Below are 14,319 nucleotides of genomic sequence, written 5' to 3'. Positions count from 1 at the left end.
GCGTTTTAGTTTGTGTGACTCAGAGGGCGAATCTATGAATTTGAAAAGAGAAAGAATATTAATCACTGGAGCTGATGGATTTATCGGATCACATCTGACTGAAACTCTGCTCAATATGGGTTGCACTGTTCGTGCATTAAGTCTGTATAATTCCTTTAATGACTGGGGATGGCTGGAGGCTATCGAAAGCAATGAAAATCTGGATGTAATTTGCGGGGATGTACGCGATCCGCATTTCTGCAAGGAGATTACCAAGGATATCAATGTCATTTTTCATCTCGCGGCCTTGATTGCAATCCCCTATTCTTATGTGGCTCCGGATTCTTATGTGGATACCAATGTCAAGGGAACGCTCAATATTTGCCAGGCCGCCAAAGAAAATAGATGTAAGCGGCTGATTCACACTTCCACATCAGAAGTTTACGGAACAGCTCAGTATGTACCTATTAATGAAACTCATCCCCTTCAACCGCAATCGCCATACTCTGCAAGTAAAATCGGTGCGGATCAAATGGCTTTAAGCTTTCATTTGGCCTTTGGCCTGCCGGTGACTATTGCAAGGCCGTTTAACACATACGGGCCTCGACAAAGTGCCCGTGCTGTGATTCCCACCATCATCACACAGATTGCAGCAGGAAAAAAACAGATTCAATTGGGCGATGTATCGCCCACACGGGATTTTAATTATGTTTTGGACACCTGTCGGGGCTTCATTGCATTGGCAGAATCCGACAAAACCATTGGTGAAGTGGTCAATATTGGTTCCGGGACGGAAATTTCTGTCGGAGACACATTGAATCTTATAAAAGAATTGATGAAATCGAATGTAGAATTCATCACCGATGAAAATCGTATCCGCCCGAAAAACTCCGAGGTGTTTCGCCTTTGCTGCGATAATACAAAAATTTATAATTTGACCAGCTTTGAACCGAAATATTCATTGAGAGATGGCCTGAAAGAAACCATCAACTGGTTCACCCGATCTGAAAACCTCATTCATTATAAAACGGATATCTACAATGTTTGAAGATCTCATTCAAATGATCCGCAGCCTGTACAAAACCGAAGGTTTCATTCCGTTACATGAACCTCGTTTTAGTATGTTGGATCAAAAATACGTTTTGTCTGCCATTGAATCCACTTTTGTTTCCAGTGTGGGTGAATATGTAAACCGTTTTGAACAGGATTTAGCTGCCTATGTGGGAGCAAAGCGGGCGGTCGTTACGGTAAACGGCACGGCGGCCTTGCAGGTAGCGCTTAGATTCGCTGGCGTCAAAGCTGATAATGAAGTCATTACACAGCCACTGACATTCGTTGCTACGGCCAATGCCATTGTTTATAACGGCGCTCATCCGGTTTTTATTGATGTGGATCGGGAAACCATGGGACTCGGTCCTGACGCCTTGAAAGAGTTTCTGGATCGGTTTGCAGAAAAACGTAATGGGGGTATATACAACCGATTGAGCAAGAGACGAATAGCCGCGATTGTTCCTATGCATACATTTGGACACCCCTGCCGAATGGATGCTCTGATGGAACATGCCAATGCGTGGGGAATACCGATTGTTGAGGATGCGGCTGAAGCATTGGGTTCTTTTTACAATGGAAAACATTGCGGCACATTCGGGAAAATGGGCATTTTTAGTTTCAATGGTAATAAAACCATTACTTGCGGCGGCGGCGGGGCCATTGTGACAGACGATGAGGCCCTGGCCGCCAGAATCAAACATATAACGACCACAGCCAAGATATCCCACCCATGGAAATATGTTCATGATGAGATCGGCTATAATTTTCGAATGCCCAATCTGAATGCAGCCTTGGCCTGCGCTCAACTTGAACAATTGACTGGGTTTCTGGAGGACAAGCGCAATTTGGCGAAAGAATATGCTTCTTTTTTTTCTGACCGCAAGTGGGGCGAGTTTGTCTTGGAACCGAAAAAATGTCAAAGTAATTACTGGCTCAATGCCCTGATTCTTTCAAATAAAAACCGACGAGATGAACTGTTAAAGATGACAAATGAATACAGAGTAATGACGCGTCCGATTTGGCGATTGATGTCCGATTTGCAAATGTTTCAGAATTGTCAGACCGATTCTCTGAAAAATTCTAAATGGCTTCAGGAACGGGTTGTGAATCTTCCCAGTAGCGTGAGATTATGAAAAAAGATATAATTAACACTAAAAAACTTATTGAACATGGATCTGTTATCGAAGAACATATCGCCACTAATGCAGTGATCAATGGAGAAGTTAGAAATTGGCAAACGCTGCATTATCGTGGGGCGTGTAATGCAGAATCTGTCTTCTTACCAAGTATTGAAAACCCTATAAAAATAGGTGTCTTTGGGGTATCTGGTTTTTCAAGAGAATCCGTTGATATAATCTTATGCGATTGTATTGATGAACTGATTTATGTCGATCTGGCCCCTGATGATAGCATGTATTTTGGGTTCCCCGCTGTACCGGAAGAGAAAATCCCACAGTTGGTAAAAGAGGGGTATTCTTTTGTTATTGGATTAGGCGATAATAAAACAAGAAAAAAGATATATGAGAGATATAAGCACCTATCTTTCCCGAATATAATTCACCCGACCGCAAGTTTGGGTTACAAGCAACTTGAAATACTTAAAAAGAGAAAGGGAAATATCATAACTGCAGGTGTTCGTATTACCAATAATATAGTAATGGGTGACTTTGGAATTTATAATCTCAATTCTACAGTTGGTCATGATTGTATAATAGAAAATTTCATCAATTTGGCACCGGGAGCTAACATATCGGGAAATGTCATTTTAAAAGAGGGGGCATATATCGGTACGAACGCAGCCATTTTACAAGGAAAATCTATTGAGAAAAAACTTGAAATCGGGGAGTTCTCAACTGTGGGCGCAGGGTCAGTGGTAACGAAACACATAGATGCCTTCACTACCGTAGTGGGAATACCCGCAAAACTGATAACCAAACATTAAAATAAATGAAGATTAATACTGTAGTGTTTACCGTTTCTTATCCTGGCGTTGAACCATATATTTCTGATTTTTTCCATTCACTGTGCAAACAAACAGATAAAAACTTTGCCATTTTTTTATTAAATGATGGTGTTTCTGATATTCGGCGATTTTTAGAAGGATTTGATTTTTCTATTAAGGTATTGGAACAAGAAGGTCATCCGGCAGCATTGAGAAAAGCAGGTATTCAATGGGCTATCTCTGAAGGTGCCGAATCAATTATCTTTGCGGATGCTGATGATTATTTTGCAGATAATCGCATTGAAATATCAAAAAAAATGTTGGTTGAACATGATGTTGTATGCAATGAAATTTTATTGACAGGACAAAAATTCCCCCAGCCTGTTCCTATGCTTAGAGAGTTAGTTAAAGATGAAATGGTGATTTCTATAGAAGATATTGTCAATGGCAATTGTCTGGGGCTCAGTAACACTTCGATAAAAGCAGATAAAATATCTGCATTAATGTCGGAAATACCGGATGATGTTATTGCTTTCGACTGGGCCTTTTTTACTCTATGTCTTCACTGTGGCGCGAAGGCAATATTTACGAATAAAACCCAAACCTATTACAGACAACATGGTGATAATATAGCTTCACCCTGTTCTTTTTCAGACGAACAAATTCTGCGTGGCGTTAAGGTTAAGCGAGATCATTATAACTTTCTTGCAAAATTCTATGATGGATATATCAATTTGTCAGTCAAATTTGAAAGGTTATATTCCCGACTACAATCAGATGTTTTACTTAAAGAAGACTATTGTAAGGCAATACGCCTGAACGCCAATGACCTGTCTTTATGGTGGGAACCTATCAAAACATTAGAGGAGTTACGGTTATGAAGCTGGGTGATAAAGAAGTTAAAGATTTTGGCCTGCCTTATTTAATCGCAGAGGTCGGGGCTAATCACAATGGTGATATGGATCTGGCCAAAAAAATGATTGATTCTGCGAAATCCTGCGGTTGTGATGCGGTAAAATTTCAGTCATGGAACCCTGATTCCCTGATTGCTCAGGAAGAGTATGATAGAAACCAGCAATATAATGATTCGCCCAAGAAACATTTCGGTTCGTTAAGAGAGATGGTGGAAAAATATTATCTACGCCATGATCAGCATATCGAGTTAAAAGAATATTGCGATAAAGCTGAAATAACATTTTTTTCTACACCATTTTCAATTGAGGAAGTTGATTTTCTTGAAGAATTGAAGGTGCCATTCTATAAAATAGCATCCATGGATATCAATAATTTGCTGTTTCTAAAACACATAGCCAAAAAGAATAAGCCGATTATAATTTCGACCGGAATGGCGACTTTAGCTGAGATCGAGAACGCTATAAAGACAATTGAGAGGGAAGGGAATTGTCAGATTATATTGCTTCACTGCATTTCCATATATCCACCCGCGTACGAGGATATTCATCTGAACAATATCCCCATGCTTCGGCAGACCTTCGGCTATCCTACAGGTTTTTCCGATCATACTATCGGTATTTCGATACCTCTGGCTTCTGTAGCCCTGGGCACTTGCATGATTGAAAAGCATTTCACGTTAAACAAAGAACTGCCAGGATGGGATCATGAGGTTTCTGCTAATCCAGACGAAATGCGGATAATCGTAGAAGAATCACGAAATATTGTGAAGTCATTAGGTCGATATCGGCGTATTGTAGGCAAATCAGAAGAAGAAAAGAAATTAAAATTCAGGCGCAGTATTGTTGTTAAAAAGGATTTAAAACAAGGACATATTTTGACTGCAGATGATCTCGATTTTAAACGGCCCGGGACAGACATACGACCGGATGAAGCGCAATATGTGATCGGACGCAAATTGAAACACGATTTTAAGAATAACGAATTGATTCATTGGAATGATATGTATTAAATGAGGAACCTATGTTAGCGATTATCCCAGCTCGTGGCGGATCAAAGGGAATTCCCGGAAAAAATATCAAGCAACTATGCGGCAAGCCGCTGATTGTCTATACGATTGAAGCCGCAGTGGCCGCAAAATTTGTTGATCGAATTATATTGTCCACAGATGATCCGGAGATAGCAAAAATAGCCAGTAAATATGACATTGAAATTCCGTTCATGCGCCCTGCACATTTGGCGCAGGATGATTCGCTGGCAATTGATAATTACATATATACGTTGGATCAACTTAATACCAAGAATTCAAACCACTATGACGAATTCATTGTTCTGCAACCGACCTCTCCTTTTAGGACAGCCTCTGATATCGACAATGCGATTCTATTATTTCATGGGAAAAAAGCCGATTCGGTGATCTCTGTCCACGAAGCTTCACATCCACCTGTGTGGGCAAAAAAAATTGATCCTGCCGGTGCATTGAAAGATTATTTCAATATTATTAATATTGACAATAAAAACAGGCAGGAACTGGAGAAGGCATATATACCTAACGGCTCGATATTTATTTTAAAATTATCATTCCTGAAAAACTTTTATTCCTACTATTCGGATAATACTTATGCCTTTATCATGTCTTCTGAAAGATCAATCGATATAGACACGCCCCTTGATTTTGAATTTGCTGAGTTTTTGTTAAGCCGAAGTATGCAGAAAAAGGTAAATAGGAAATTTGAAATAAATACAGGCAAACTTATCGGGTGAGAAATTGCAAATGAAAGAAAACAAAAAAGAACTGTTGCGAAAGTGTACTGTCGCTCCTGAAAATACGATTGCTGAAGCCGTCAAAACTTTGGATCGTTCGGGACTCGGGATATTGCTTGTTTGCGATCAGCATAGGCGTCTTTTGGGTGTAATCACCGACGGCGATATTCGCAGATCAATATTGCGATCAATACCATTTTCCGATCAGTGTATAGATATTGCCAACAAAGATTTTACGGCCGCTCAGGAAAGCATTTCCCCAACCGATGCCTTGCGCATAATGGATAACAGTAAGAAATTTTATGTAAATCACCTTCCTCTTCTTGATTCCAGGGGACGGGTTGTTAATCTGTTGTTGCGCAGAGGTTTGGTCGGTGATGTAAAGTTGCCTTTGCAGGCATTTATCATGGCAGGTGGGCTTGGAAAGAGACTCAGACCTCTTACTGATGACATGCCAAAGCCAATGCTTCAAGTGGGAAAAAAGCCGATCTTGGAGCATATCGTTGATCAAATACGCAACGCGGGAATTGAGAATATTCGAATCTCCACGAATTATTTGCGGAAAAAGATCACTGGTTATTTTGGAAATGGCGAAAAATTTGGTGTAAACATAGAATATGTGAATGAAGATCAGCCGATGGGCACTGCCGGATCAATAGGGCTTGTTGATCCTCCGACTGATCCGCTATTAGTTATAAACGGTGATATTCTTACAGGTGTAAATTTCCGAGCCATGTTTGATTTTCACATTGAACATAAAGCCGACATGACGGTCGGAATCCGAAAATACGAATTTCAAGTCCCTTATGGAGTTATTGAATGTAATGGACATAGCATATGCGGTTTGCGCGAAAAGCCACAGCATCAGTTTTTTATTAACGCGGGAATTTATCTGATTCAGCCGTCAATGTATGCACATATTCCCACGGATAGGCATTATGACATGACAGATCTTGTCAGAAATCTGTTGGGGCAGGGTAAAACTGTTATCAGTTTTCCAATCATTGAGTACTGGGTTGATATTGGGATGCCAGAGGATTTTAAAAAAGCAAATAATGAATATCGTGAAGTGTTTCACACAAAATGAGGCTTACCAATATGAATTTGATGGTGGGTGCGATTAAGGAAAAATTTTATAGCGGTGTAAAACTTCAATCCGTCAATTTCACTTCGGCATATTTCCTGTTAATGTTTTTGGGGTCAGCTATAAATTTATGCAGAAGTTTGACCTTTGCAAAAATACTTGATGTGAACGATTTTGGATACTTAGCACTTTTTAACACATTTGTTTCATATGGGACAATTCTGTTTCAATTCGGTCTGTTAAATGGTCTTAATAGGGAATTGCCGGTTGCTCTGGGCAGAGGTGAAAATGAGCGAGCTATTCGTTTGCGTAATATGGTGCTTACCTTAGTTCTTATGGTGATTATGTTGCTTTTTCCGCTTTTTGCCGCAACTCTGTGGTGGATTAAAGCAGATATTGGAGTTAAGATAATTTATTTGGCTGCCTATGGCGGATCTGCCATATCAGTGCTGTACGGATTTGTGACGCTTGAATTACGAGGACGGCAATTACTTTTGCCTTTTTCGTTTATCTATGTGCTTCAGGCAGTTGCTACGCTTTTGATAGGAATTATTGCAGGTTTTTACTGTGGTTTTAAAGGTGTGATAGCATCTGTATTTCTCGGTTATATTATATCCATTGTTATTGCAATGATATTTTGGATTGGAAATATCCATCTGACTCGAATAAAATTTCAGGAAATCAAATACTTGTTACATATCGGAGTCCCTCTTGTATTATCAACATTCTGCTTTACTTTTGCTTTAAGCATGGATCGTCTCTTTATAGCTAAGTACCTCGGGATGTTCGAATTGGGTAAATACCAGTTTGCTTCTGTAATATTTATAGCAGGTACTGCGGTAAGCGGCGTTGTAGCGCAATGCGTGTCGCCACAGATCCTTTACAACTACGGCAAAGGAACTGATCCCGAAAAGAACTTCTCTGTGCTTCTCAAGATAATGGGAGGAATTTGCGTCATTTCCCTGCTTGGCTGGTATCCTTTTATAGTGAGCTTGAACTTTCTGTTAGAACGATTTTTTTGCAAGTATTTTGATACATTGCCTATTTTGAAAATATTTTATTTCTCAGCCAGTATAACCATTATGAATGTGGTTGGTGTAATGATTAATGTTTTCAACAAACAGTTTATGGCGTTAGGATACACTGTAATAGTAACATCTGTGTTATTTTTTGCTTATCTTCTGGCAGTTAAAACAAACTCCTCGTTGATAACTTTTTCCAAAATTTTTTTGTTCGGACAGATTATGTTTGTAGTGATGAATACCGGATTAAGTTATTGGTGTATCAAAAAATATAAATAAGCTTTGGGATTTACATTACAGAGGAAAAATGAAATCAGATATAAAACATCTTCTTTTTTACACTCGCCCGTGGGAAATTCGCCTCCACTTAGCTCTGGCTTCAGAGTTGAAGGAAATATTTCCAGGGCGAACGGTGAAGTTTATCACCTTTTTCTCACAGGTGGTACCGGCAGTTCATGCCGCAGGCTATGAATGTGTGTATATGCCTCGTGAACTGAAACTCGTGACCGGTAATGAATTGTCAGATGAGCAAGTTGCGGATATTGACCGAGAACTTTATCAATGTACGGGCGCTAATTTGAATTTAATGCTCCAAAGTGAACGTTTTTTGCCGTCAGACGGCAGGGAAGCCGTACTTTTCGGGCGACAGCATCTTGTGCTACTCGATAAGTTGGTCAAACCCTGCACGCTATCGATTAGCGCTATGTACGACCATTTTGTATATTGGTTAGGGGGAAGTTTAGCCAACCTGAGGGGAGGATATCACTTTTCCTTTGTTCCCTGCGGTCTCCCGCCCGGTCGGGTAATTGCCCTCAAAACACCTTGGCAGCTATGGCAGGTGCCTTACGAAGGAGACCCTGAAATACTTCTGCATGAGTGTCGCAAAATGCTGCACACTCCCGCGGAATCCCGAATTGAATATATGAGAAAAAGGCCGGTGCCAGCGTTATGGAAGAGACTCAGAAATCGCTATTACGAATTAAAATACTATGATGAAAGGGACCGCAAGGAAGGCAGCTATTTTCCGTCTCAAAAGATATTTGATTTGCAAATTTTGAAAAATCGGCTGCCACGGAAATGGTTTATGCATAAAGAGCCTCAATACGATATTTCCACCAATGAGGAATTAAATTCGTTGAATGAACCAGCGTGTTATTTTCCTCTCCATATGGAACCTGAAGCTACTATTCTTATGTATAGCCCTTGGCTTCATAATCAGATTGAGGCATGCAGGTTGGTGAGCCAGGCCCTTCCAGTCGGTTGGAAATTTTTGGTTAAGGAAAATCCTAAAATGAGAGGAATCAGACCGATTGACTTCTACCAAAAATTAAGGATGATACCCAATGTTTTGCTTGTAGCGCCTGAGGTCAGTTCAACTGAATTGATATTGAGGACAAAAGCCACTGTAACACTGGCCGGAACGGCATCCATTGAGGCGGTTGTATTGGGCAAGCCGGCGATTGCCTTAGGGCGGCCTCCATCTCGTAATTTGCTCAATGCACGGGACTTTTCAACTGACTTAAGACTGAGCCAACTGTTTCAGGAGATACAATCACCGTGTTGCAATTTCAATAAGGAAGGATGGAATCAGCGGCTGGCAGGTACCTTTAAAGCCAGTGGTGTGCCAATGTTTCAGGAAGACCATACGCTTGAGATCGCAGCCGATAAAAAAAATATAGATGCATATGTAAAATATATCTGCTCTGCATTAATAGGTGTTGAAAAGACCGAATGAGTTTTGTGTTCCCTTTCCATTCGTGAGATACATAAAAAAGGATTTGGCAATTGGAATTTTTTCCTGCATTATATTTTGGACTGCTATTACTATTTAATATTCTAAGGAAAAGGCGACTTTTTTCAGTTGCCAATCTTCTGCTTAGTTTATATTCTTTGGGTTCTGTATGCTTCATTATCCTATATAATCGTGTCCATTTCAATTTGTATGCAGATGCATCGATTTATTATTTATTAGCATTGTCGCTTTTCATAATACCTCATCTATATTTTGACGAGAATAAAATTGTCTTTAAAAAAACAGATCTATCCTCTCCCAAAATTAGGATAGCTTTCTATGTTTTTTTTATTTCACAGATTATTTGTATCTTATACTTGTTACCTGTTGTTTTCCAATCTTTTTCTGGTAATATTCTCGAAAACCGGTTAATGGTAAATCGAGGTGAGTGGGGAACAGGCGGTTATATGGCCCTATTTATTTCGTTACTTGGATCAGCTTGGCCTCTTTCTTTTACCATGTTTTTTTTCAACTTGGCAAACGGCTCAAGACTTAGCATCTGTATTATGTTTCTGTTTTGTTCTACATTTGGAGTGGTTTATGGATTAGCTCATGTCGGCAGATCAGGTGTTACATACTGGGTTATGTGCCTATTTTTCAACTATTTATTTTTTAGGCCAGTAATACGGTATAGGATACAAGAATACCGTGCAGTATTTAGAAAATGGCGAATCTCAAAACGCCTTACTATATTTGCATCATTAATTTTTTTTGTTATTTTTGTCTTAATTACTGTCGGAAGGAACTTAGACGATCATTCCGTTAATGACAGCCATTCTGGCATCTTTTTTCATTTCGTTACTTACTTTGGCCAAACCTATGGGAATTTTAATGATTACTATAAAAAGAATTGGTTAGCATCTGAAATTTATTATGGTAAATATAATGGTTCTCTCTTTTGTGGCATATTGGAACAATTTAATATAATTAAGCCTTATAATCATAATGAGGTACTTTCAGAAGTCCTTTTTCATCACTATCGCAGTAGGTTACAACCAGGCACTTTTAATACACTTCTAAAGGAAATCTCTATTGATTTTGGATTGTGGAATTCGTTTATAATATACATTGCCTATTTTTTGATCTGCATCAGGATGATATTAAAAAGGAAAGGAAAATGGGATCTTAGCCAAATATTACTATATAGTTTTGCATTTAGCGTTCCTTACAATGGATATTTTTTCTTTAGTTATGGATCATCCTTATCGAATGCTACGGCAATATATTATATTTTTGGATATTTTTTGGCCCGCCGATATTTAAAGGTACAATTTGTAGAGGGGAAGCAAAAAAATTTTGCATTCAATTAATTCTATAAAAAAGGATAAAATTTCAGTATCAGGTTGGCATGTTATAGTGACTATATGTTACCCGATAGAAGGCGGAGTAGCAGTGGATGCTTTTTAAAAATTCATCTCTTCAGAAAGGAAATCATCTATGGATATAATGATTATGGTCGCAAGTTATCCGCCCACAATAAATTCTGCAGCCCGTCTTTATTCAGAACTATCAGAAAGTCTCAGAGATATGGGCCATAATGTGACTGTTATCACTACACAGCCGGGTGAAGATAGTAAAGTTGACAAAGAGCATGAGTACTATAAATCCGGCTCTCCGAAAAAAAATAATGGCCTGAATATACTTAGGGTGTCACCCCTTTCATTTTTATCTAAAATTCCAGGCGGTAAACCGTTGAGGTTTTTTTTTTCCTGTCTTTTATTTACATTCAGAGGTTTGTTTACGAAGTGTCCAGATGTAATTCTGATTTATTCTCCTCCTTTGTATATGGGTATTTCCGCTCATATTATTTCGTATTTAAAAAAGACGAGGTTTGTTTTTAATTTGCAGGATATTCATCCAAAGGTTCTGTTTGATACGGGAGCCGTAAAAAATCGGTTCCTTATAAGAATTCTGTCAAAAATGGAGAAAATCTGTTACAGAAATGCTCATTCCTTTATTGTATATTCACCCGGAAACAGAGATTATCTTCTTAAACAAGGCGTTAAGCAAAAAATTTTTACCATTCCAAACTGGTTTGACACTAAACTTATTTCTCCATCCTATCAAATGAATCCATTCCTTAATGAAAAAGGAATTCGCAATAGATTTATTGTATCCTATATAGGCTCTATGGGAACTCCACAAGGTCTTGAGATCATTATTAATGCGGCAAATTTACTTACCATGTACGATGACATCAAATTCATATTAGCTGGGGAAGGCCCTTCAAAGCCAATTTTGAAGAGTATGATAAATGGCATGAAACTCAATAACATTGTCTTGCTTCCTATGATGTTGAATGAGCGTTATGCCCAGTTTATTAATGCGGCCAATGTGTCTTTAATCACGCTGAGTTCGGGCGTCCCAATACAGACTGTTCCCGGCAAACTCTCGGAAATAATGGCCTGTGGCAAGCCATTGATAGCCGTAGTCAAAGAGCAAGGGGATGCCGCAGCCATAATAAAGCAGGCTGAATGCGGGTTTTGTGTGGAACCCACTAATGCCAAAGAATTATCGCAAATTGTGTTGAAGTTATACAGGGGCAAAAAGTTGAGAAAAGAGATAGGAAAAAAAGCGATGATCTTTGCGAAACAAAATTTTTCTCGTACAATATGTACAAAGAAGTATGATGAAGTACTCAAAAATGCTGGCGGGAATTCAGACTTTTATTATGATGAGGCGAGTTAGAAAAACCGTGAAGATATCAGTTTACTTTACATATTACTATTACATATTATTTTCATATTCGGAGGAGTAATGATTCAGCAAAAAAACAATTTGTTTTGGCATAAATTCAACGCACTCACTCGTAGATGTTTAGCTTATGGATTTTCAGGCGTGAGGCCTTTTTATATCGTAAATGAGTATCCAAAATCAGGTGGAAGCTGGCTTAGTCAGATGTTAGGGGCGGCTCTGGATGTACCGTTTCCCCGCAACCGACTTCCTATGCTGCGTCCATGTATTCTGCAAGAACATTATTTACGACCTGGAAACCTGAAAAATGTAGTCATTATCTGGAGAGATGGCAGAGATGTCACTATATCTCACTATTATTATTCTCTTTTCCCTAATAATAGAGGAAATCAGATACAAGTTGATCGTGTATCTGCAGATTTAAATTTCGATGATATTAATAATATTAAGAAAAATTTACCCTCCTTCATTGAATATATTTTTGAAACTAAGAAAAATCCTAAGTTTTCATGGACAGATTTTGTAGATAAATGGCGGGAAAATAAGAACGCTGTCCATGTGAGGTATGAAGATTTACGTGAAGATTGTGAGGGAGAATTACAGCGTATAGTGTTAGAACTTACAGGTAATATCCTCGATGCAGATAAAGCACGAGAAATAACTCAAGAGTTTTCTTTTCAAAAACAATCAGGAAGGAGACCGGGGCAGGAAGATAAAAACAATTTTATGCGAAAGGGTATTGTTGGAGACTGGAAGAATTATTTCTCATCCGAAAGCAAAGAAATGTTCGCGTATTATGCCGGCTCTTCTTTGATATCGCTTGGTTATGAGACAGATAATTCTTGGATTGAATGCTGATGTAAAAAAACAACTCGGAAAGAAAGATAACTAACTGTTATAATGAAAATAAATGTCTGTAATGTTGATGAAGAAGGACGTTTCGGAGGGCCTGAGCGACGCATAGTTCTTGTGGCTAAAGCTCTCAAACAGCATAATATTGATACTCATGTGGTTTACCCGAAATGTGATTCAGATAAATTTTCTCAGGAACTCTCACGGGCAGGGATTTCAAGTTCAGCGCTTAATATTACTCGATTGAGTAAAGAAAAAAAGATTCTGGCGAGATATGTTTTTTGTTTTTTTATTGAAATCTTTCGACTTTTCATCTTTTTCCGCCGTCATAATTTTGATTTGATACATGTCAATGGTTCCTATCAGTTCAAAGTGGCGTTAGCCGGCAGATTGGCCGGAATTCCTGTTATATGGCATCTGAATGACACAAAAATGGATATGATTGTAAAAAAAATATGTCTTTTTATCTCTAAATATTGTGCATCAGGTTTCATCGTTACGGGTAAAAAAGTGTATGAATACTATATCCGAGGTACGAGTCTTGAGAAAAAACCGCATTTTGAAATTCAGGTGCCTGTAGAGACAACTGTTTTTGATCCCAGCCATGCCACTCCGGATAAAAGAGTAAGCCAAGCCCATGGAAGAAAAATAGTCACTGTCTCTGGTATTAACCCGATAAAAGGTCTTGAGTTCTTCATTAAAATGGCATCAAACTTGGCACGATATCATAGTGATCTTGTGTTTTTTGTCGCCGGGGCGGAGTTCAGCAGCCAGAAAACGTATTATGAATATATCAAAGATCTGGTTGCATCTTCTAATTTGACGGACAAAAATTTTAAATTTGTCGGCATGATAGATAATGTTCCGGCCTTCCTTCAAAGTGCGGATATTTTTGTTTTTACATCCGTCTCCGAATCCGGTCCCGCAACTGTGTGGGAAGCCATGTCAATGGGTAAAGCCATTGTTTCCACAGATGTAGGCTCAGTTAGCGAATACATTGAGGATGGAGTATCGGGCTTCATTGCACCAATCAGAGATGTCGGGGCATTATGTGAAAAAGTGGAATTTCTTCTGGAAAATCCTGACTTGAGACAAAAGATGGGAGAGAAAGCACGGATTATTGCCCAGAAAAATCTTGATGTATCTTTAGCTGCTCAGAAACATGCATATTTTTACAGAAAAATCTTATCCTTACGTTTTCAATAAATAGAAAAAATCCCACCTGACA

General features: G+C 38.9%; 13 protein-coding genes. All 13 read left to right on the top strand.

All coding sequences use genetic code 11. The features are described 5' to 3' along the window. The first annotated feature begins 34 nt into the window (after positions 1 to 34). The 13 genes from dnm_RS29745 (at position 35) to dnm_RS29685 (ending at position 14,297) form a co-directional block, all read left to right on the top strand. Positions 35 to 1,027, top strand: a complete 993-nt coding sequence (locus tag dnm_RS29745) for an NAD-dependent 4,6-dehydratase LegB (RefSeq protein ID WP_207680485.1) — start codon at positions 35 to 37, stop codon at positions 1,025 to 1,027. Then, on the top strand, positions 1,020 to 2,162 hold the full coding sequence (locus dnm_RS29740; RefSeq protein ID WP_207680484.1) for a LegC family aminotransferase: 1,143 nt from the start codon (positions 1,020 to 1,022) through the stop codon (positions 2,160 to 2,162). The genes dnm_RS29745 and dnm_RS29740 overlap by 8 nt, the downstream gene beginning before the upstream one ends. Next, the gene (locus dnm_RS29735; RefSeq protein WP_207680483.1) at positions 2,159 to 2,971 is read left to right on the top strand and encodes a PglD-related sugar-binding protein; all 813 of its coding nucleotides are present in this window, start codon (positions 2,159 to 2,161) and stop codon (positions 2,969 to 2,971) included. Before dnm_RS29740 ends, dnm_RS29735 begins: the two co-directional genes overlap by 4 nt. 5 nt (positions 2,972 to 2,976) lie before the next feature. Further along, complete coding sequence (locus tag dnm_RS29730; protein WP_207680482.1) at positions 2,977 to 3,852, top strand: glycosyltransferase family A protein; 876 nt, start codon at positions 2,977 to 2,979, stop codon at positions 3,850 to 3,852. Continuing rightward, positions 3,849 to 4,895 carry an N-acetylneuraminate synthase family protein gene (locus dnm_RS29725; protein ID WP_207680481.1) on the top strand — a complete coding sequence of 349 codons (1,047 nt, stop codon included), beginning with the start codon at positions 3,849 to 3,851 and terminating at the stop codon, positions 4,893 to 4,895. Before dnm_RS29730 ends, dnm_RS29725 begins: the two co-directional genes overlap by 4 nt. 11 nt (positions 4,896 to 4,906) lie before the next feature. After that, a complete protein-coding gene (locus dnm_RS29720; RefSeq protein ID WP_207680480.1) occupies positions 4,907 to 5,647 on the top strand; it encodes an acylneuraminate cytidylyltransferase family protein in 741 nt (246 codons plus the stop codon). 10 nt (positions 5,648 to 5,657) lie between these two features. Beyond that, complete coding sequence (locus dnm_RS29715) at positions 5,658 to 6,734, top strand: nucleotidyltransferase family protein (protein ID WP_207680479.1); 1,077 nt, start codon at positions 5,658 to 5,660, stop codon at positions 6,732 to 6,734. Positions 6,735 to 6,745: 11 nt separating this feature from the next. Continuing rightward, complete coding sequence (locus dnm_RS29710; protein ID WP_207680478.1) at positions 6,746 to 8,032, top strand: lipopolysaccharide biosynthesis protein; 1,287 nt, start codon at positions 6,746 to 6,748, stop codon at positions 8,030 to 8,032. A gap of 28 nt (positions 8,033 to 8,060) precedes the next feature. Beyond that, entirely contained in the window at positions 8,061 to 9,488 is a 1,428-nt protein-coding gene (locus dnm_RS29705) for a hypothetical protein (protein WP_207680477.1), read from the top strand. A 428-nt stretch (positions 9,489 to 9,916) separates the two neighbouring features. Next, on the top strand, positions 9,917 to 10,855 hold the full coding sequence (locus tag dnm_RS29700) for an O-antigen polymerase (RefSeq protein ID WP_207680476.1): 939 nt from the start codon (positions 9,917 to 9,919) through the stop codon (positions 10,853 to 10,855). A gap of 127 nt (positions 10,856 to 10,982) precedes the next feature. After that, complete coding sequence (locus dnm_RS29695) at positions 10,983 to 12,233, top strand: glycosyltransferase family 4 protein (protein WP_207680475.1); 1,251 nt, start codon at positions 10,983 to 10,985, stop codon at positions 12,231 to 12,233. 69 nt (positions 12,234 to 12,302) lie between these two features. Then, positions 12,303 to 13,097: a sulfotransferase domain-containing protein gene (locus dnm_RS29690; protein ID WP_207680474.1), complete on the top strand. Its 795-nt coding sequence runs from the start codon at positions 12,303 to 12,305 to the stop codon at positions 13,095 to 13,097. Between the two features lie 42 nt (positions 13,098 to 13,139). Continuing rightward, a complete protein-coding gene (locus dnm_RS29685) occupies positions 13,140 to 14,297 on the top strand; it encodes a glycosyltransferase family 4 protein (protein ID WP_207680473.1) in 1,158 nt (385 codons plus the stop codon). Positions 14,298 to 14,319 lie beyond the last annotated feature (22 nt).

Origin of the sequence: Desulfonema magnum (assembly GCF_017377395.1) — a bacterium.
Classification (GTDB): domain Bacteria; phylum Desulfobacterota; class Desulfobacteria; order Desulfobacterales; family 4be13; genus Desulfonema_C; species Desulfonema_C magnum.
Note: the sequence above shows the minus strand (reverse complement) of the source record. Positions and strands in the feature narration are given on the sequence as shown.

What these genes read in the sequence shown, in the direction of transcription:
- dnm_RS29735 (WP_207680483.1), top strand. Translation starts at nt 2,159, where the DNA reads ATGAAAAAAGATATAATTAACACTAAAAAACTTATTGAACATGGATCT.
- dnm_RS29690 (WP_207680474.1), top strand. Translation starts at nt 12,303, where the DNA reads ATGATTCAGCAAAAAAACAATTTGTTTTGGCATAAATTCAACGCACTC.
- dnm_RS29715 (WP_207680479.1), top strand. Translation starts at nt 5,658, where the DNA reads ATGAAAGAAAACAAAAAAGAACTGTTGCGAAAGTGTACTGTCGCTCCT.
- dnm_RS29710 (WP_207680478.1), top strand. Translation starts at nt 6,746, where the DNA reads ATGAATTTGATGGTGGGTGCGATTAAGGAAAAATTTTATAGCGGTGTA.
- dnm_RS29700 (WP_207680476.1), top strand. Translation starts at nt 9,917, where the DNA reads ATGGTAAATCGAGGTGAGTGGGGAACAGGCGGTTATATGGCCCTATTT.
- dnm_RS29695 (WP_207680475.1), top strand. Translation starts at nt 10,983, where the DNA reads ATGGATATAATGATTATGGTCGCAAGTTATCCGCCCACAATAAATTCT.
- dnm_RS29745 (WP_207680485.1), top strand. Translation starts at nt 35, where the DNA reads ATGAATTTGAAAAGAGAAAGAATATTAATCACTGGAGCTGATGGATTT.
- dnm_RS29720 (WP_207680480.1), top strand. Translation starts at nt 4,907, where the DNA reads ATGTTAGCGATTATCCCAGCTCGTGGCGGATCAAAGGGAATTCCCGGA.
- dnm_RS29730 (WP_207680482.1), top strand. Translation starts at nt 2,977, where the DNA reads ATGAAGATTAATACTGTAGTGTTTACCGTTTCTTATCCTGGCGTTGAA.
- dnm_RS29740 (WP_207680484.1), top strand. Translation starts at nt 1,020, where the DNA reads ATGTTTGAAGATCTCATTCAAATGATCCGCAGCCTGTACAAAACCGAA.
- dnm_RS29725 (WP_207680481.1), top strand. Translation starts at nt 3,849, where the DNA reads ATGAAGCTGGGTGATAAAGAAGTTAAAGATTTTGGCCTGCCTTATTTA.
- dnm_RS29685 (WP_207680473.1), top strand. Translation starts at nt 13,140, where the DNA reads ATGAAAATAAATGTCTGTAATGTTGATGAAGAAGGACGTTTCGGAGGG.
- dnm_RS29705 (WP_207680477.1), top strand. Translation starts at nt 8,061, where the DNA reads ATGAAATCAGATATAAAACATCTTCTTTTTTACACTCGCCCGTGGGAA.